The organism is Lacihabitans soyangensis (genome assembly GCF_024343775.1).
In the GTDB taxonomy this organism is placed as follows: domain Bacteria; phylum Bacteroidota; class Bacteroidia; order Cytophagales; family Spirosomataceae; genus Leadbetterella; species Leadbetterella soyangensis.
The window spans coordinates 113,156-132,096 of the sequence record NZ_RJUF01000174.1 but is presented as its reverse complement, the minus strand read 5'-3'; the positions used below and the strand labels follow the sequence as shown (position 1 = coordinate 132,096).

At 37.7% G+C, this 18,941-nt stretch carries 20 protein-coding genes; 9 read left to right on the top strand and 11 right to left on the bottom strand.

The window, feature by feature from the left end; all coding sequences use genetic code 11:
• Positions 1-39 precede the first annotated feature (39 nt).
• The 6 genes from EGI31_RS16705 to EGI31_RS16680 all read left to right on the top strand — a co-directional run bounded on the left by EGI31_RS16705 (position 40) and on the right by EGI31_RS16680 (position 4,695).
• On the top strand, positions 40-453 hold the full coding sequence (locus EGI31_RS16705; protein WP_255038295.1) for an HYC_CC_PP family protein: 414 nt from the start codon (positions 40-42) through the stop codon (positions 451-453).
• Between the two features lie 60 nt (positions 454-513).
• The gene (locus EGI31_RS16700) at positions 514-2,703 is read left to right on the top strand and encodes a TonB-dependent receptor (RefSeq protein ID WP_255038294.1); all 2,190 of its coding nucleotides are present in this window, start codon (positions 514-516) and stop codon (positions 2,701-2,703) included.
• A 42-nt stretch (positions 2,704-2,745) separates the two neighbouring features.
• On the top strand, positions 2,746-3,099 hold the full coding sequence (locus tag EGI31_RS16695) for a heavy-metal-associated domain-containing protein (RefSeq protein ID WP_255038293.1): 354 nt from the start codon (positions 2,746-2,748) through the stop codon (positions 3,097-3,099).
• Between the two features lie 38 nt (positions 3,100-3,137).
• On the top strand, positions 3,138-3,560 hold the full coding sequence (locus EGI31_RS16690; RefSeq protein ID WP_255038292.1) for an OsmC family protein: 423 nt from the start codon (positions 3,138-3,140) through the stop codon (positions 3,558-3,560).
• A 54-nt stretch (positions 3,561-3,614) separates the two neighbouring features.
• Positions 3,615-3,809 carry a hypothetical protein gene (locus EGI31_RS16685; RefSeq protein ID WP_255038291.1) on the top strand — a complete coding sequence of 65 codons (195 nt, stop codon included), beginning with the start codon at positions 3,615-3,617 and terminating at the stop codon, positions 3,807-3,809.
• Between the two features lie 94 nt (positions 3,810-3,903).
• Positions 3,904-4,695 carry a thymidylate synthase gene (locus tag EGI31_RS16680; protein WP_255038290.1) on the top strand — a complete coding sequence of 264 codons (792 nt, stop codon included), beginning with the start codon at positions 3,904-3,906 and terminating at the stop codon, positions 4,693-4,695.
• Here EGI31_RS16680 and folK read toward each other — a convergent pair.
• The 4 genes from folK to EGI31_RS16660 all read right to left on the bottom strand — a co-directional run bounded on the left by folK (position 4,673) and on the right by EGI31_RS16660 (position 8,220).
• Positions 4,673-5,176 carry a 2-amino-4-hydroxy-6-hydroxymethyldihydropteridine diphosphokinase gene (gene folK / locus EGI31_RS16675; protein WP_255038289.1) on the bottom strand — a complete coding sequence of 168 codons (504 nt, stop codon included), beginning with the start codon at positions 5,174-5,176 and terminating at the stop codon, positions 4,673-4,675. The two genes, EGI31_RS16680 and folK, sit on opposite strands and share 23 nt — an antisense overlap.
• The gene (locus tag EGI31_RS16670) at positions 5,176-5,931 is read right to left on the bottom strand and encodes a phosphoglycerol geranylgeranyltransferase (RefSeq protein ID WP_255038288.1); all 756 of its coding nucleotides are present in this window, start codon (positions 5,929-5,931) and stop codon (positions 5,176-5,178) included. Before EGI31_RS16670 ends, folK begins: the two co-directional genes overlap by 1 nt.
• A complete protein-coding gene (locus EGI31_RS16665) occupies positions 5,912-6,241 on the bottom strand; it encodes a hypothetical protein (protein ID WP_255038287.1) in 330 nt (109 codons plus the stop codon). The genes EGI31_RS16670 and EGI31_RS16665 overlap by 20 nt, the downstream gene beginning before the upstream one ends.
• An 80-nt stretch (positions 6,242-6,321) precedes the next feature.
• Positions 6,322-8,220 carry a RecQ family ATP-dependent DNA helicase gene (locus EGI31_RS16660; RefSeq protein ID WP_255038286.1) on the bottom strand — a complete coding sequence of 633 codons (1,899 nt, stop codon included), beginning with the start codon at positions 8,218-8,220 and terminating at the stop codon, positions 6,322-6,324.
• Positions 8,221-8,341: 121 nt separating this feature from the next.
• Between EGI31_RS16660 and EGI31_RS16655 the strand changes: the two genes are divergently transcribed.
• Positions 8,342-10,975, top strand: coding sequence for a T9SS type A sorting domain-containing protein (locus EGI31_RS16655; RefSeq protein WP_255038285.1), 2,634 nt, complete (start codon positions 8,342-8,344; stop codon positions 10,973-10,975).
• An 80-nt stretch (positions 10,976-11,055) separates the two neighbouring features.
• Here EGI31_RS16655 and EGI31_RS16650 read toward each other — a convergent pair whose 3' ends face one another.
• From EGI31_RS16650 to bshA, 4 genes are all read right to left on the bottom strand, one after another.
• Positions 11,056-11,625, bottom strand: a complete 570-nt coding sequence (locus tag EGI31_RS16650; RefSeq protein ID WP_255038284.1) for a pentapeptide repeat-containing protein — start codon at positions 11,623-11,625, stop codon at positions 11,056-11,058.
• Positions 11,619-12,278, bottom strand: coding sequence for a hexitol phosphatase HxpB (gene hxpB, locus EGI31_RS16645; RefSeq protein WP_255038283.1), 660 nt, complete (start codon positions 12,276-12,278; stop codon positions 11,619-11,621). Before hxpB ends, EGI31_RS16650 begins: the two co-directional genes overlap by 7 nt.
• Positions 12,275-14,062 carry an ABC transporter ATP-binding protein gene (locus EGI31_RS16640; RefSeq protein WP_255038282.1) on the bottom strand — a complete coding sequence of 596 codons (1,788 nt, stop codon included), beginning with the start codon at positions 14,060-14,062 and terminating at the stop codon, positions 12,275-12,277. The genes hxpB and EGI31_RS16640 overlap by 4 nt, the downstream gene beginning before the upstream one ends.
• Positions 14,063-14,142: 80 nt before the next feature.
• The gene (bshA, locus tag EGI31_RS16635; protein WP_255038281.1) at positions 14,143-15,270 is read right to left on the bottom strand and encodes an N-acetyl-alpha-D-glucosaminyl L-malate synthase BshA; all 1,128 of its coding nucleotides are present in this window, start codon (positions 15,268-15,270) and stop codon (positions 14,143-14,145) included.
• A 204-nt stretch (positions 15,271-15,474) separates the two neighbouring features.
• Here bshA and EGI31_RS16630 point away from each other — a divergent pair, with 204 nt between their 5' ends.
• Positions 15,475-16,329: a geranylgeranylglycerol-phosphate geranylgeranyltransferase gene (locus EGI31_RS16630; RefSeq protein WP_255038280.1), complete on the top strand. Its 855-nt coding sequence runs from the start codon at positions 15,475-15,477 to the stop codon at positions 16,327-16,329.
• A gap of 4 nt (positions 16,330-16,333) precedes the next feature.
• Positions 16,334-16,906, top strand: coding sequence for a phosphoribosylglycinamide formyltransferase (gene purN, locus EGI31_RS16625; RefSeq protein ID WP_255038279.1), 573 nt, complete (start codon positions 16,334-16,336; stop codon positions 16,904-16,906).
• Here purN and EGI31_RS16620 read toward each other — a convergent pair.
• The 3 genes from EGI31_RS16620 to EGI31_RS16610 all read right to left on the bottom strand — a co-directional run bounded on the left by EGI31_RS16620 (position 16,892) and on the right by EGI31_RS16610 (position 18,870).
• Positions 16,892-17,296 carry a DoxX family protein gene (locus EGI31_RS16620; RefSeq protein ID WP_255038278.1) on the bottom strand — a complete coding sequence of 135 codons (405 nt, stop codon included), beginning with the start codon at positions 17,294-17,296 and terminating at the stop codon, positions 16,892-16,894. The two genes, purN and EGI31_RS16620, sit on opposite strands and share 15 nt — an antisense overlap.
• Before the next feature lie 2 nt (positions 17,297-17,298).
• Positions 17,299-17,532 carry a DUF4834 domain-containing protein gene (locus EGI31_RS16615; protein ID WP_255038277.1) on the bottom strand — a complete coding sequence of 78 codons (234 nt, stop codon included), beginning with the start codon at positions 17,530-17,532 and terminating at the stop codon, positions 17,299-17,301.
• 93 nt (positions 17,533-17,625) lie between these two features.
• The gene (locus tag EGI31_RS16610; RefSeq protein WP_255038276.1) at positions 17,626-18,870 is read right to left on the bottom strand and encodes a TlpA family protein disulfide reductase; all 1,245 of its coding nucleotides are present in this window, start codon (positions 18,868-18,870) and stop codon (positions 17,626-17,628) included.
• Positions 18,871-18,941: the final 71 nt, after the last annotated feature.

The following is an 18,941-nucleotide window of genomic DNA, read 5'->3' as shown; positions in this document are numbered from 1 at the left end:
AATAAACTTTTTTAATAAAGTATTCGTTTAAAAATTATAATGAAGCAAAAATTACAGAAAATATTTACTGTTTTTATGGTGCTTACCATCTTGGTAAGTTCTCATGCCTTTGCTTATTATGAGCATATTTGCTTAATTACTAACCAGAAAACGGTTTCTTTTGAAGCCAAAACATGTGCAGGTAAGTTTTCTGTAAAACAGGAGAGCAAAACTCCGGAATTCAAAAAAGCTTCTTGCTGCGAACTCAGCTTCAAGGTTCAGAAAGTTGATAATGCTCAACAAATTCATTTTACAACCCCTGTTTTTGATTACCTAGAAGGATCTTTTCAAAGACCGGCCTTCATTTTTTCTGTTGTTGATTTTGCAGCTGAAAAGTCTGTAGTTTTTGTATCATCGAACTCTTCACCACCCAAAACCAAACTTTTCATACTTCACGACCAATTTCTGATTTGAGATTTGCTGTTCCCTATTTCGGGATAAGTTTAAATCATTGTTTTACAAAACATTCAAATCATGAAATACATCATTTTCTTTATTTTTATAAGTATTCCGTCCTTTGCTCAGTTTATTGAGGGAAAAGTTACGGACAAATCTAAGCAACCATTGCCTGGAGTACTTGTTTTTTGGTCGAATAATACCAATTCTGCTGTCTTTACAGATCAAGAAGGACTTTTTAAAATAGATAAACCTGCTGATGGCAAGTTTTTGATATTTAAGTTTTTAGGGTATTTTCCTGATACCTTGGTCGTCGAAAATTCAAATTACCTCAATGTTAGTTTAAAAGAAGAAAGCCAACAACTTGAGGGTGTAATAGTTAACGGAAATGCGACATTAATAGATAAGCTTTCTCCTATTCATACCGAAATTATTACCACAAAGACCTTGGCCAAAGCGGCATGTTGCAACCTGTCAGAGAGTTTCGAAACCAATGCTTCAGTAAGTGTAAGTTATGCTGATGCCGTTACGGGCTCTAAACAAATCCAACTTTTGGGTCTGTCGGGTACCTATGTACAAACCAACATCGAGAATATTCCAAACATCAGAGGATTGGCATCTACTTTTGGTTTTAATTATGTGCCAGGCACTTGGATACAATCTATAGATGTGGGCAAGGGTGTAGGCTCAGTAGTGAACGGCTACGAAAATATGATAGGAGCCCTAAATGTTGAGTTAAAAAAGCCTGAGGCGTCAGAAAGAGTACTTTTGAATATGTATTTCAATAATTTCGGAAGGTCTGAGGCCAATCTGAATTTAGCCAAAAAACTGAGTAAGAAATGGGCTGTAGGATTACTAAGTCATGGCTCATTTCTTAAAACTAAAATCGATAACAATGGTGACGGTTTCTTGGATTTACCCAAATATGACCAAGTGAATTTATTGAATCGTTGGAAATATACTTCTGATAGATTAGTGGCTCAATTTGGACTTAAATACTTAAAAGAGAATAGAGTAGGAGGTCAGGTGAGTTTTGAAAGTAGAGAAAATACGCCGAATTCTTATGGGTTTACAAACAATACCCAAAGGGTAGAGTTTTTCTCCAAGACGGCTATTCTTTTCCCAGATAAACCCTATCGCGGCCTAGGTTTAATTCTAAATGCTTCTACGCATAATTCTGATTCGTATTTTGGTTTCAAACCCTATTTTGCCAATCAAAATACACTTTATGGTAACCTTATCTATCAGGACATTATTGGAAATACCAATCATACCTACAAAACAGGCTTGAGTTTTTTGAATGATAATTACGATGAAGATTATGCAGCTATAGCTTTGAAAAGAAATGAAATTGTTCCCGGGGCTTTTTTCGAATATTCATTTAATCACCTCGACAGAACTAACCTTTTGGTAGGTCTTAGAAACGATTTCCATAATCTTTATGGTAACCAGTTTTCTCCAAGAATTCATTTTAAGCAAGAATTTGGTCAAAATCAAACTCTAAGACTATCTGCGGGACGTGGTTTCAGGGTTGCGAATCCTTTGGCAGAGTATTATGGTAACTTGGTCAGCAGTAGGTCTGTAAGAATTTTGGAGCCTCTAAACCCTGAGGTTACTTGGACCTTTGGTTCAAGTTATATGGTCAATATTAAGAAGTTGAGTATCGCGGGAGAGTTTTATTACACGCATTTTGAAAACCAAATGATAGCCGATATGGAGCATGCCGAATACCTTTATTTTTATAATACAGAAGGTAAATCCAATGCTAAAAGTGCTCTACTGGAGTTGAACTATGGCCCAGTAAAAAATTGGGAAGTAAAACTGGCTTATAGATATGTTCAGATTCAACAAACTATGGGTAAACCGTATGGTGAAAAGGTTTTATTGGACAAAATGTTTCTGCCCAAAGAAAGAGTTTTATTGAATGTAGGCTACGCATTTCCTTATGAAAAGTGGAAAATAGATGGAACGCTTCAATGGAATGGAAAAAGAAGAATTGCAGACATGGAGGCCTCGGCAGACCATAAGTCATATTTTTCTATGCCCACCACCTTTGCTCCTTCTTTTGTGAATCTTAACGGCCAGGTGTCACGTAATTTTCCAAGATTTGAGTATTATCTCGGTGGTGAAAACTTAACAGGTTTTAAACAAAAAGACCCGATTTATAAACCTCAACACCCTTTTAGTACACATTTTGACGCCGGAATGGCTTGGGGGCCAGTAGTTGGTGCGACTATTTACACTGGTTTCAGATACAAACTTATTTAACGAGCAAAAAATAATAATTTAAACATAAAACAAACAAATAAAATGAAGAAAATTGCAGCATTAATTATCACAATTTTGGCTCTGAACTTTTCTGCCTCGGCCCAAAGCGAATCTAAAACCGCGGTAGCCAAATTTAAAACCTCAGCCAAATGCGGTATGTGTAAGGCCAGAATAGAGGGCGACATGGGAAAAACCAAAGGAGTGCAAAAAGTAAACCTTGATTTGAACGACAAAACTGTTAGCATTGTTTACAATCCAAAGAAAACCACTCCGGCTGCTCTCAAGGCTTCGATTTCGAAGATTGGATATGATGCAGACGAGGTGGTGGCCAATCAAAAATCACATGATGCATTGCCTGGTTGTTGCCAGAAAGATGCTGCTGCACATTTAGATTGAGCTAAGCAAAACGAAAACAAACATTTAGTAATTGAAAGATGAAAGTTGAATTAAATAGGGTAGACGATGCCTTTCATTTCGAGGCTAAAGGGGCTTCTGGAATAGCGGTGAATATTGATGCGGCTGAAAATATTGGCGGCCATAATGCTGGAGCAAGGCCAATGGAATTGTTGTTAATGGGTCTGGGCGGTTGTACCTCCATAGATTTAATTCTCATCCTCAAAAAACAAAGGCAGCCTTTGGAAGATCTAAAATTGGTAATTGATGGGGAAAGAGTAAAAATAGAAGGGACAGAAATGTCGCCTTTTCGTAAAATCAATATTCATTTTATTTTCAAAGGCAATTTGGACAAATCTAAAGTAGAAAAAGCTATTGCTCTTTCAATGGAAAAATACTGCTCTGCAACGGCTCAATTGGCTAGTTCGGCGGAAATTACACATTCTTTTGAGATTAATGCCTAATTTGGCACGCAGTTTGAAATGCTCCTAGTAAATATAAAAATAACACTAGGAAAAATGAAAAAGTCAATAGCATTAATCGCAGTTTTAGTAGGTTTGTCAATGTCTTCATTTGCGGCAGATTCTCCACTAAATAGAGAAAGAAAGAAAAGCAGAAAAATGAAATCTTCAGCTTGCTGTACTGAAATGTCCAAACAAGAATGCAAAGCAGTTTGCACTAAAGAAGAGCAAAAGTCTTGTATGAAAAAATAATATTTTGTTAGATTTTTATTGTTAAAGATGGCTTCGTTACGGCGAAGCCTTTTTTTTGCTATTTTTGTAGCAATTTTTGAATTTATACTACCCAATGAAACAATATCACGACCTCCTCAAACATATTTTAGAAAACGGAACTGAAAAAACTGACCGCACAGGCACGGGCACCATCAGTGTTTTTGGTTATCAAATGCGATTCGATCTAAACGAAGGGTTTCCCTTGGTAACTACAAAAAAAATACATTTGAAGTCCGTTGTACATGAGCTATTGTGGTTTATTAAGGGAGAAACTAATATCCAGTATCTTAAAGAGAATGGAGTAAAAATCTGGGATGAGTGGGCTGATGAAAATGGAGATTTGGGGCCAGTTTATGGCAAGCAATGGCGTTCTTGGGATAGTAAAAATGGTGAAATTGACCAATTAAAAGAGGTTTTAAAGCAGCTAAAAAGCAGCCCTGATTCTCGTAGAATAATAGTTTCTGCCTGGAACGTTGGTGAACTATCAGAAATGGCTCTAATGCCATGTCATGCCTTTTTTCAGTTCTATGTGGCTGATAACAAGCTGTCTTGTCAATTGTATCAACGCTCCGCTGATGTATTTTTGGGAGTTCCTTTCAATATTGCTTCTTATGCACTTTTGACAATGATGATTGCTCAGGAATGTGGATTAGACTTGGGTGATTTTGTATGGACAGGTGGCGATACGCATATTTATTCTAATCACTTAGAACAGGTAAATTTACAATTGTCACGTACACCACGTGCATTACCAACTATGAAATTGAATCCTGAGGTGAAGTCTGTTTTTGATTTTACATACGAAGATTTTACGCTAGAAAACTACGACCCTTATCCGCTCATTAAAGCTCCCGTTGCAGTTTGATGTTTAGTTTTTTTATCCAACTTTTGTCGGAACAGGTAGACTTTAGTTCTGAAATCGTTTTTCTGAGTTTGGGGTGAGTAAAATCACGAACTACTTCATTTAAAGGTTCTAATACAAAGTTTCTTTTTTCTAAAAAAGGGTGTGGCAGTCGTAAATGATCTGTTGAAATGACATAATTTTCGTAAAATAGAATGTCGATGTCTATAATTCGGCTATCCCATTTTTTTTCTCTAATTCTACCCAAAGAACTTTCTATTGCAAGAATTTTCTGAATCAAACCCAAAGGAAAAAAATTGGTGTTTATCTCTATGACTATATTGTAATAATTGTCTTGATTTTGAACTCCCCAAGCTTCGGTTTCATAGACACTAGAAATTTTAGTTATTTCTCCTAGTTGGTTTGAAAGTGCCTTTAAAGCGATCTGTAAGTTTTTAATTTTGTCGCCAAGGTTAGTACCCAGGCCCAATAGTACCCTTTGCATTATGCTTCGCTGAGGTTATAGGAGGCTATGAGTTGAGAGATTTCATGTAGAAAGTCCGGGTTAGATTCTATTGCATTCCCGACAACTATCATATCGGCTCCTGCGGCAAGAGCGTTCGATGCTTTGGCTATAGTATTCAAGCCGCCACCTACTATCAGAGGAATATCTGTATGCTTTTTTACTGTGGATATAATAGATTCATTCACAGGGTTTTGAGCACCTGATCCTGCATCTAAATAGATAACTTTGAGCCCAAGCATTTCGCCAGCCATGGCAGTGGCGGCAGCTACGTCGGGTTTGTTATTTGGTATTGGAAAAGTATTGCTAATGTAAGATACTGTGGTTGGTTTGCCTCCATCAACTAAAATGTACCCTGTTGGTATTTTTTCCAAACTGCTTCTTTTCAAAATTGGAGCCGAAACCACATGCTGACCTATCAGAAAATCCGGATTTCTTCCCGAGATAAGCGACAAGAGCAAGATTCCGTCTGCTTTGTCATTTATATGGAGCCCATTTCCAGGAAAGATTATTTTAGGAACGGTGGTTTTTTCTTTCAGTTCGCTCAAAACCATATCCATGTTGTCAGTAGAAATAAGACTGCCACCAACAAAAATGAAATCAACCTCTGCTGAATTTAGAGCAGTAATTCGCTCAGATAAGGTCTCTGCATCTAGTTTGTCTGGATCCAATAATACAGCAAATGCTTTTTTACCAGAAACACTATTTGCTGATATTTTATTTATTAGGCTGTTCATTCTCGTTTAGTTGCTCTATTAGCTCCAGAATTTTATTTTTGGCCAAGGTTAAAAGTACAGAGGTAACTACACCCGTCACAGCCGAACCAAGAAATGAAGGCTCTTTCGTGGTTTCTAAAGTTTTAACCTCATCTTCGTCCTCTTTGTCTGTAAATAGTCGAGAAAAAGCATAAGCAGCAACGATAATACCCCCAACAACGAGGATATTTTTGCCCTTGTCTTTGTAGTCAATCAACTGATTCTGAATAGCATCCGTTGAAGATTTTATAATATTCTCAAGCTGATTCTTTTTTTGATCTCTATTTTGCATGTCGATACCTTTAGAAAAACAATGCTAAAATAGTGTTTTTGGTTCATATTTGTAGAATTTGGGGCTAAAAACTCAAAAGACTACCTACGGAATATCAGGCCTTGGCTATCAATGGTGAGCAAGCCATTCTCAAAATGAAACTTTATGATTTTGGCCATTTCTTCTTTGTTTTCATTGGCCAGTTGGAGTTCAAGATTAGCGGCGGTGCAGGGCAATAGCTTTGTTATTTTATCCGTCAAGGCGTTTGTTGATTCGGTATTGAGGCCAAGTTTTTTAAGCTTTAAGCATACATCACATATTCCGCAGGTTTTCGATGTATCTTCATCAAAATAATCTTGTATGAGCAACATTCTACATTTGGCCGACTGTTCGGTGTAGAATTTTACAGCTCTGAGTGCTTTTTTTTCATTAACTTTCCGGGATTCAATGTCTTTGTAGTTAAGCGAAAGATTATCCGCATCTTGCCTTGGAGTCAGAAAGCCCAATTGTGGCATAGTCTTTTGGGGCGTATAGTCAACAATGTGATGCTTGTTTAAGAATTCGAGATTCTGAACAACCTCATTGAAGGAAGCATGATAGGCGTTGCCAATTTCTTGTTCCGAAATATTGATATAGTTGGCATAGATTTCTCCACCGTAGATTCTTAACAGTGTTTTACAGAATAATTCCAGATGAGGATTTCGTAGTTGAAAACTATAGAATTCACCCGAATTCGCTATTATTTTGAGTTTAGATGGGTTAAAATAGGAATCACTTAAATAAATAAGGCCTTGACTTTCAAGTAGTTTTAGGGCGTAATGCGTCAAGCGGACATTCAAGCCGAAAGTTGCGGAAAAATTCTGTATTTCAAAATCGTAGCTTTCAAAGGTTTCACTTTCAAACGCCAGTTTGTAGTAGTTACAAAGGCTTTGATAAACCTTGGAAAGAAAAGAGATTTCTGGATATTTAAGTTCAAGATTGGTCTCTAGGTTTTCTAGATCGTTTTCATTGTAAAGAGCTATAGCATAGGCTTTAAGATTGTCTCTCCCCGCCCGTCCTGACTCCTGATAATAAGCCTCTAAGTTATCGCAAAGGTCTACATGTACCACACATCTGACGTCGGGTTTGTCTATCCCCATTCCAAAGGCATTGGTCGAAACCATAACGCGGGTTTTGTTATTTATCCAGTCTTCTTGCTTGGTATTTCTTTCTTTGAGACTCAGTCCGGCATGATAGTAATCTGCCGAGATGGAATTTGCTTTCAGAAATTTCGAAAATTCTACCGTTCGATTTCTAGTTTTGGCGTAAACTATGGCCGTACCCTCTACTTTTTTTAGAATTTGGAGCAATTTAACTTCTTTTTGCTCGGACTCTATAACCGAGTAGGACAGGTTATTTCTTGCAAAACTTTGCACAAACAAGTTCGATTTTTTGAGCTCCAATTTCTCGATGATATCAGTCCTGACTTTTAAAGTAGCGGTTGCTGTTAGTGCAACGGTAGGTACTTTGGGCAGAACAGCTTTAAATTCGTTGATTTGCAAATAGGAAGGGCGAAAGTCATAACCCCACTTAGAGATACAGTGGGCCTCATCGATGGCTAATAAACCAACTGTCATGTAGTTTATTCTATTCAGAAAATTGTGGGTTTTCAGTCGTTCTGGTGAAACATAGAGGAATTTAATCTTTCCATCCACTGCATCGTCCAAAATACTCTCGGTTTCTGCAAATTTCATCCCCGAATAAATGGCCTCGGCCGCAATACCTCGCTCTTGAAGCTGTCGTACTTGATCTTTCATGAGAGCAATAAGTGGCGATACTACAATACAAACACCATCTAAAATGAGTCCTGGGACCTGAAAACAAATAGATTTTCCACCACCGGTGGGTAACAAAGCCAGCGTGTCGCTTTTGTTTAATACGCTTTCGATGATTTCTCTTTGTAACGGTCTGAACTGGTCGTATCCCCAATATTTTTTTAATATTTCTTCTGGAAGAAGCATACTTTTGAATGAGAAATTGCGTATTTGATTGTAAAGCTATTGAATATTTTGCTTTTTCGAACCAATGGCCTTGATTTTTGATTTATATTTACGAACCAACCGAGCAAATTTTATTTATACTATGAAAAAACTTGTACTTCTAGGTCTGAGCCTTCTTGGTGTTTCGTCGGCCTTCTCACAGCAAAAATACAATCTCAGAACCGAGCACACCAAAGGACAAGAGATCGTTTGTCCCGCCAGTTTTGTGGACAGACCGTCTTTTGTGGATATGCCAGCCGAAGTAAAGGCCAAACTGCAGAATAAAAACGCCAAAATAGGTAGTGGCCAAGCGGCTACGTTTATAGTTAATTACGTGGATTTTCCTGAAAATGCCAAGGCTGCCTTTCAGCGTGCGGTGGATATTTGGGCTGCTTTGTTGGTTTCTAATGTACCTATTCGGGTTACCGCCTATTGGGAAGATTTGGGTCAAAATGTACTTGGAGCTGCAAATACCAACGATTATTACAGGAACTTTCCAGGTGCTAGAGAAGTGAATACTTTTTACCCTTTGGCTTTGGCTGAGAAATTGGCTGGGAGGGAGCTAAACTCTATTAACGAAGATGATATCTTCTGTAGATTTAACAGTAAGATACCATGGTATTACGGAACAGCACCGAACGTTCCAATCGGTACTTTTGACTTTACCTCTATTGTATTGCATGAATTAGGCCACGGGCTTGGCTTTGTTTCCTCCATGCGTGTTTCGGGTCAACAAGGTTTCTATGGTTTCGGAACTAGATTCAATGCCATTTATGATAAGTTTTTACAAACAGGCGAAGGTAAAAGCCTCATAGATACCTTGACGTTTAAAAATCCATCAAATGTCCTAAGAAATTCTCTTGTTAGCGAGGATGTCTTTTTTGTTGGACCTAATACCCAATCAGATGTTAAAGAAAATAAGGCCTTGATTTATGCTCCTAACCCATGGGAGAGTGGTTCGAGTATTTCACATCTTGACGACGACAAATACGGTAATGGTGGCATAAATTCTCTAATGACTCCTACAGCGAGTTTAAGGGAGAAAAACCTGAATCCTGGACCTTTGGTTATGAAAATGTTTCAGGATATGGGTTGGAAAAGTACCTCAATAGTCCACGATGCTTTGAAAAACCGAGCTTTGGCGGGTACGATAAGATTTGAGGCTAATATTTTGTCAGATACCACCCTTAAACCGAATACCTCAAAGTTGGTGTATCTGTTGAATGACGCTGCCTCAAGTCAGGCGAAAACTGTTGAATTACAAAAGGACCCTACCACCGGAAAATATTTTGCTGTAGTTGATTTGCCAGCCAATACTACCAAAGTGGAGTATTATTTTGAAACCAAAGATAATTTTGGTCTAACCACCACCAGCCCAGGAAATGCTGGTTTGGCAGCTTCTAACTTCATTTATAGTTTCGAAATAGGCACTAAAGACGTATCTGGTCCTGGAATAGAACATTATGCACCAGATATTTTGCCATCAACTTCACCCGTAAGTTTGATTGCCAATGTTATAGATGATTTTCAGGAAGGAATTGATACAGTTTATGTGGCTTACTCCGTAAATGGTGTAGTTGCACCTTCAGTTGGCCTCAAAAAATACAGACCAGGTATTGACAACTCTGTATTCTCTCAAGGCAGAGGAGACGACGTGGCATACCTTGCAGAAAACGCCATTAAAAATTTAAAAGTCGGTGATAAAGTTACTTATCAGGTAATTGCAATAGATAAATCAAAAAATAAAACTGTTCTACCAACTTACTATGCAGGTACCAACCAGAATGATAAACCGGCCGAATCTTTTTACAGTTTTACAGTAACGAGTTTGAAATCTGCCAATGCCATTGAATATGTGACTGATTTCGAAACCACTAATGATGATTTTGCTCTTCTGGGTTTCAACATCGCCCAGCCAGAAGGCTTTAGTTCTAAAAGCTTAAACACATCTCACCCATATACAAATGGTTTAGGTCTATTGGATCCAGTGGATGGTGGAATATATATGCCGTTTGACAAAAATGACATAGCCATGTTAAGAACGCCGATTCAATTGAAAGCTACTAATGCGACAATTACATTTGATGAGGTGGCTTTAGTAGAACCAGGCGATGCAGGTTCTGCTTTTGGTGATCAAGATTTCTACGACTATGTGGTGGTAGAGGGCTCACTTGACGGCAGTTTCTGGTTTCCATTACAAGATGGTTATGACAGTCGTGCTCAAACGGTTTGGAATACGGCCTTCGGTAGTAGTTTTACATCGGGAACAGCGGGTAATTCTACCGCTAAAGCTACTCCCGCAATGGTTAAACGTCGTACTGTACAAATTTATGGCTCTGATTTTACATCTGACTTTGCGGGTGAAAACTTGTTGATTAGGTTCAGGATGTTCGCTGACCAGTGGACAAATGGCTGGGGTTGGACCATTGATAATCTTTACATACAAAAAGATGTTCCAGTGGTTCTAGCCAATGAAACCAATGGCACGCCAGGTTTGAAAATTTTCCCGAACCCAACAGAAGAGACTCTGAAAATCAATCTAGAAGTTGCAGAAAGCCAAAATGTGAAGTTAGAGGTGTTTTCGTTAAGAGGTGCGAAACTGGTGGACGAATTGGTACCAACAGATGGAACCATGTTGGACTATGAAATTGCAATTGGGAATTTATCGCCTGGAACTTATATGGTAAAATTGACCGAAAAGCGTGGAAGTGTGGTTAAGAAATTTGTAAAAAAATAATTTAGTCTGATAAAGTAGAAAAGGACGCTAAGCATTGTTTAGCGTCCTTTTTTTGTAAAATAGGGTAAGGTTTCTAAATGTTATTTGAAATTGATATTGAAATCCAAAAGTAATCCCATGAGGTTGTCATTTGAAAATATAGCCTTGGCGATTCGGTTGGTAGAAGGATTTATCCTGAAGTTTTTGGCTGTTCTGAAATCAGCTTTTTCTAAGATAGTATTATCGAATACCGCCCCTAGAAGATTGGTGTTCTTAAATACTGACTCGCTCAAGTTGGCCTCGACAAAGTCAGCCTCTTCGAGATTACAATTTTCAAAAACGGTTTTCTTTAAGTTAGTTTTGTAAAATGAGCAATGATTCAGAATACAGTCTTTGAAGTTAACCTCGAATAGAAAAGGATTACAATTGGCAAACTGAAGGCCCAAAGCCTTGCAATTGTTGAATTTAACATCTTTAAAAGCCGCATTGGTTATTTCTATATTGCTTAAATTACAGTTGGTAAATGTACACTCAGCAAATACATAATCACGGAAATTTGAGCCTGAGAAATCACAATCTACAAATTGACAGTAGTCATATTCGGCTTTTTGGAGAACATCATCCGTTTTTTTTAGCTTAACAAATTTCTCGTTTTCTATTGATTTTAACATATCAATGTACTGATTTCGGTCAAACTCCTTATTTTATAATCTGCTATTTTGTAATCTTCAAAATCATAGAAATGCTCATCAGGCACCGCAACTACAATAGCCCCCGAGGCTTTGGCACCTTTCACACCATTGATGGAATCTTCGAGAATTAAACAGTTTTCAATCGGACAGCCTAATTTTTTAGATACTGCCCAGTACACATCGGGGTGAGGTTTGTTGTTCTTTTCCAAGGTGGCTGAGTGGTAAAAGTCAAAGGCGTCTCTAATTTCGAGCTTTTCCAATACTATATCAATGAGTTCCAAGGGCGAAGCAGATGCTAAGCCTATTTTGAGGCCTTTGTTTTTGAAAAAAGCCAAAGCCTCGATGACACCAGGCATAGCTGTGGCATTTTGCTTGATTAAAGCAAAAACCTTTTCGAAAAGCATTTCTTCCAATTCTTTTTTGGTTTTTCTTGTCCACGGCGAAATTTCAAACCAATAATCAAAAACAGCAGCTGTGGGTAATCCAGTCGTTTTAAGGCAGTCTTCGGTGCTGAGGGTGATTCCTACAGTTTTAAAGACATCTTTCTCGGCCTCTTGCCAAATGGGTTCGGAGTCAACCAGAAGGCCGTCCATGTCGAAAATAACGGCCTGGATTTTTTCAAGTGAAATCATGAAGGTACAGTTTCTGAATAGCTTTGTTTCTCGTAAAGGTCTCGGTACATACCCGCAGTGGCCAAAAGCTCTTCGTGTGTTCCCTGCTCAACGATTTTTCCATCGTCAAGCACAATTATTTTATCTGCCAAGCGAGCATTGGATACCCTATGAGAAATCAGAAAGGTAGTTTTGTCTTTCATGATTTCTCTCAGATTGTTCAAAATGGCATTTTCGGTATTGGTGTCAACCGCTGATAGACAGTCGTCCAGAACCAGTATTTTGGGGTTTCTTATAATGGCTCTGGCAATCGAAATCCTTTGTTTTTGACCACCAGAGAGGGTAATTCCTCGTTCGCCTATTTTGGTGTCGAAACCTTCTTCAAAGTCCATGATGTTATTATAAATTTCGGCTTTTTTGGCCGATTCATAAATTTCTGAATCAGCTACGCCATTAATGCCGAATTTGATGTTGTTTCGGATAGTTTCTGAAAAAAGGAAGACATCTTGTGGAACGTAGGCCAGTTGATTTCTGAAATTCGAGATATTTAAAGCCTTGATATCCGTATCGTCAAAGAGGATTTTTCCCTCATCGGCGTCGTACATTCTAAACAAAAGATTGGCAATGGTACTTTTTCCTGAACCAGTTGAACCTATTATGGCGATGGATTCTCCTTCCTTTATGTCGAAACTGATATTTTTTAGGGCTTTTATGCCTGTGTCAGGGTAAGTAAAGGATACGTTTTGAAAGCTGATTTTACCTTGGAGATCTTGATTTTTATTTTCGGATGAGATAATATCTGTCCTTATTTTCAAGAATTCGTTGATTCTTTTTTGCGAAGCCGCGGCCCTTTGTATTTGTCCCGAGGTCCAACCCAAAGCGGTTAGGGGCCAGGTGAGCATAAAAACATACATAATAAACTCTGTGATGTTTCCTGCAGTTATTTTACCAGCAATAATCTCTTGACCCCCGACATAAACACAAATGACTGTACTCAAACCTATCAAAAACGAAATAGCAGGGGAGAACAAGGCATCAACTTTAGTCAAGCTCAGTGATTCTTTTCTGTAGTTTTCGCTTTCCTTAGTGAAGGTTTCGACGAATTTTTCCTCCTTGGCAAAAGATTTAATAATCCTGATTCCCGAAAAAGCTTCTTGAACAAAAGTGGAAAGGTTGGAAAGACTTTTTTGAATCTTTTCGGACTTTTTGTTGATGATACTACTCACCAAAAATATACTTAAAGATAGTATCGGCATCGGAATGAGCACGAACCAAGTAAGGCGGGCATTGACCGAAAACATGTAACTTAACACCAAAAACACTAAGATTACCATGTTTATGAGGTACATGAGTGATGGGCCGATGTACATCCTTACCTTGGAGACATCTTCCGAAATACGGGCCATGAGATCGCCAGTACTATTTTTCTTGTAAAATGAAAGCGGAAGTGTTTGATAATGAGCGTAAATCTCATTTTTGAGGTCATACTCTATATGTCGCGACATCACGATCAATGTTTGACGAACTGCGAACAAAAAAATACCCTTCAAGATGGCCATGGCCAAAATCAATACACCAAAAACTGCGATGCTAAAGGTGATGATTTTGTAAGAACTGACTTGTAATGATGAGTTTTCGAACAAAAAGTACAGGGCAATATTCGCCTTAACCATTTCTAAGGCATGCCTGACTACCTGAGCGGGTACGATACCAAAAAGATTAGATATTAGCGTGAAAACTATTCCCCAGAAAAGATAAAATTTGTATTTGAAAAAGTATTTATTGAGATGGGCTAATTCTTTCATTTAATCTTTTAGGGGGTATTGCAGCAGTTTTCTACAATCTTACCGAATATATTTCTCAGCAATTTACAAATTAATGGGGCTTATTTCAAACTGTCGATGATTTTGTGATAGTAAGCCTCGTATTGTTGAACGATTACATTCATGTCAAATTGTTTCGCCCTTTCCAAGGCGTTCTTTTTGAAAGTAGGCAATTGGTCGTCTTGGAGCACAAATAAGGCATTTTTTACCATGTCATCAATATCACCCACATTACTTAGGAAGCCAGTTACGCCATGAATGTTTAACTCAGCCAATCCACCTGTATTGCTCGATATTACGGGTACTTCACAAGCCATCGCTTCTAGAGCTGCGAGTCCAAAACTTTCTTTTTCAGAAGGCATGAAAAACAAATCAGCAACTGATAAAACTTCCTCTATAGCTTCGAGTTTACCTATAAAGCGAATATCTTCGCTCAGTCCAAGGTCTCTACTTAAATGCTCCATATTTTGTCTTTCTTCTCCATCGCCGACCATCAAGAGTTTACTCGGAATATGCTTTCTGATTTTTGCAAAGGCTTTGATAATGTCGACAATTCGCTTTACTTTCCTGAAGTTGGAGGCATGAACGAGCAGTTTTTCGTTGTTTGGACAAATGAAGCGTTTGAAATGCTCTTTTTCTTGTTTGTAGAAACGAGTGAGGTCTACAAAGTTGTAGATTACTTCTATATCTTTATTGACTTTAAAAGCTGATTCTGTATCTATTTTCAAATCTTTGGAAACGGCCGTAACACCGTCAGATTCGTTTATACTGAAAGTAACTACTGGACTTAAAGCCGGATCACGACCAACAATAGAAATATCCGTTCCGTGTAGCGTGGTAACTACAGGTATATTCAGGCCTTCGCTTTTCAATATTTGCTTTGCCAAATAAGCCGAAGTAGCATGAGGAATGGCATAATGCACGTGTAAAAGATCTAGATTGGCGTGTTTTACTACATCAACCATCCTTCCGGCCAATGCCGACTCATAGGGTGGATATTGAAACAGGGGATATGAGGAAATATTAACTTCGTGGTAGAATATATTTTCGTTAAAAAAATCGAGTCGTATGGGTTGCGAGTAAGTGATAAAGTGAACTTCGTGACCTTTTTGTGCTAATGCTTTGCCTAATTCTGTGGCTACAACTCCACTACCTCCAAAAGTTGGATAACATACAATTCCAATTCTCATTCTATATTTTTTGCGTATTGAATTATAGAACAACCAAATGCTGGCAAATAATTCCCATTGTAAAATTTAGATTAGAATCAAATTAGAAATCGATCATAAAAGTGAGCAGAAAGCCCAAACCTTGAATCCTGTTTTTTGATAAATGTCACTTACTTTGTGCCATTTAATCATTTACTTTTTATTTCTTAGCTTTTCTTGATATTTTTGGCAACCAAAGAAACTTATATCAAACCATTCCTTAAACTTATTCGTTGGAACAACCTGCTCATTATTGCGTTTTCGCAGTATTTGGTTAGGTATTTTTTGATTCAAAATGCAGAATATTCTATTTTTAGCGATTGGAGATTCTTAATTTTGGTCATTTCTACTTTGTTTATTGCCGGTGGAGGGTATGTCATTAACGATTATTTTGATGTAAAAATTGACCAAATCAATAAACCAAAAGAGGTTTTTGTGGGCAGAATTATCAAACGAAGATATGCTTTGCTTATGCATCAGGTTTTTAGCGGCATAGGCATATTCTTAGGTTTGTTTCTGGGCTGGAGAATTTTTATAATCAATGTTTTCTCGGTAAGTATTCTTTGGTTTTATGCCTCCGTGTTTAAGAAAAAGCCATTTTCTGGAAATCTGATTGTTGCATTTCTCACAGCAATGTCAATAAGCGAAATCGCCATTTATTATGAGCCTGGTCGGATTATCATTCATATTTATGCCCTCTTTGCATTTTTTATCAACTTGGTGAGGGAAATTATAAAGGACTTGGAAGATATGAAAGGCGACGCCGCACATGGATCTAAAACTCTCCCGATTACTCTTGGCATTAGAAAGACAAAGACGATTATCTATGCTTTGTTGATTCTTTTTGTTGTTTTGGTATTAATTCTACTTGCTAAACTGTCTAACTTTAATCTTTGGATTTGTTTCGGAATACTCGGAATACTTTTGATGGTAATGGTCTATAAACTAATTTTGGCCGATAGAAAAAGCCATTTTGCCCAATTGAGCCGAATTTGTAAAATCATCATGCTTTTGGGTGTAGCCAGTATTGTTTTTGTGTAAAATTATGATAAAAATTGCCATTTTTGCCTCAGGTTCAGGGTCTAATGCTGAGCGAATTGTTGAATATTTCAGTTCGAACAACGAAGTGGAGGTCTGTTTGATTCTGACCAATAATCCTACAGCTGGAGTTATAGAAAGGGCCCAAAGGTTAAACGTTCCTACCTTAATTTTCAATAAAAAACTATTTGCCAAAACAGGCAAGATAGTGGAAATACTTCAATCGCAAAAGATCGACTGGGTTATATTGGCGGGATTTCTGTGGTTGGTACCAAATAATCTCACGAGGGCTTTTGAAAACCGTATGATAAATATTCACCCAGCTTTATTGCCCAAATATGGCGGAAAAGGCATGTGGGGGCATCACGTACACGAGGCGGTGGTGGCCAATCAAGAGACTGAGACTGGCATAACCATTCACTACGTAAATGAGCATTACGACGAGGGGAAAATCATTTTTCAGGCCAAATGCGAGGTTACAAAAAACGATACCGCAGATGATGTGGCACAAAAAATTCATCAACTGGAGTATCAATATTTCCCTGAAGTTATTCACAAGGAAATATTATCTGCTAAATAGTCTGTTATCTATCGACATTCTGCCCGGGCCTGTAATGAAAATTGCCGCATAAATAGCGAAAAATAGGGCCGCATGTTCTTTGTCTCCTATGGGATCAGCACCGTGAATAATGAAAATTATGACCGTGCACAAAACCATTAGAATTACCAAAGCAGGACGAGTAAAAAATCCTACTATCACCAATATGGAACAAACTAATTCTGCAAAAATAGTAAGTACCAAAGAAATGGGTTCACCTACACCGATTGGGTCAGCAAAAGACCAATCGCCATTGAGGACATTAGATAGTTTGCTCCAACCATGACCCATCATAAAAAGAGAGGGAACAACTCGGAGTAATAAAACAGCAAAATCTATGGATATGGGAATGTTGAATCTCTTTTTGAGCATAATTATTTAACTTCTTCGTAATCAACATACTGGCCACCATTATCGCTAGGGCGGTCGTTTCTATTGGGTTTGTATTCCACTTTGATTTCACCTTCAGGACGAATAGGAGCTGAGGGTTGGTGATATTTTTTTTGTTCTTTAACTATTTGTCTTCCAACAATTAACCAAAACAAAAACCTCCTCAGCGGTGCCACAAACACCAACAATAACAATATGAGAAATATGAACTTAAACATGCTTTTACTTGATTCTTTTAAACAAAACGAACAGAAATCGTTATTGATTCAAAATTATTAAATTTTTGCTATTCATGGCTTTAATGTTACCAATTATTTTGCAAGGTCAAGCAATTGCCCCAGCGTATCAGGGTTACTAGGCCGTTTTGCATCAGGACTTACAATTTTGCCTGTTTTGTCTATTATCATGTATCTAGGTATGGTTCTTATCATATATAACTGTGAAGCTTTAACTGACCATTCTGGCGATACCCATGCGTTTTCAAATTCCTCTAAACCGTTGGATTTTATGCCGTTACGCCATTTGTCTTCGGTGTCATCGATAGAAATATAAAGGAAAACTATGTTCTTCTTGTCTTTTTCCGATAGTCCAGAATGCATGGTTTTTGAATACGGAAATTCGGCTTTACATGGCCCACACCAGCTCGCCCAAAAATCTACATAAACCACTTTGCCAGCAAATTTGCTGAAGTCAAACATTTTGCCGTTAATATCGGTGAACTGTATCGCTGATTTTTTAGCTGCTTTCTCATCTTCCTCTTTCTTTTTGGCAATGGCTATTGCTTCATTCGCGATGATATCTTTCATAAAATCACCCTCAAATACATACCTTACACTGTTATTTTTGATGTTGCGAGCAATATTTCTAGTTGTTCTAACACCCAAATATTTTTTGTTATTGATAAGAAGTTGGGCCAATGAATAATCCAGTATATCGCCTCCAAAATTTTTCTGAGCAAAATCGGCCTTATCGGTCACGGATTGAAGTTGGTTGGCATATTTTACAAAATCTTTCTCCTCTGAGTTTTTGTAGGTGATATAATACATCAAAAGATTCCTGTAAGACTTATTGTGCATGAGACTGGCATCCTTCATCATATCTGCTTTTAGGGCCTCGACCATCACATTTGGCAGAGAAATTACCCTTCTCAGCTTTTGGTCACTATTTCCCCGCTCTATGGGATAAGCAAATATCAGGTGCCAATAGTTATATTTGATTTCTTTTTCGAGATGTTCTGCTAAAAACTTTGACACTTTGGCTTTTTTGAGGAAATCCAATTGAGCCTTTCTTTGGTCATAAAGATCCATTTCTAACTGGTCGATATTGGCAGTAAGGAGATACTCGTATTGTTTTTTTGTATCAAAAAAAGCTCCGAATTTCTTATTGAAATCTTTTATGAAATCTTCATTTTCAGGTGATTTCAGTTCTGTCAATAAGGAGTCATATTTGGCGAATTTGAATTTAGTATAAATGTCAGAGCTATCTGCCAATAATCCCTCAGGAAACTGAGCGAAGGCCTTAAAACTTATAAAAAGTAGAACAATTAATTTTTTCATTAAAACGAAAATGGTTTACTATCTATTAACAAATTTTGTTCCTAAATATTGGATTAATCTGTTTTTTTAGG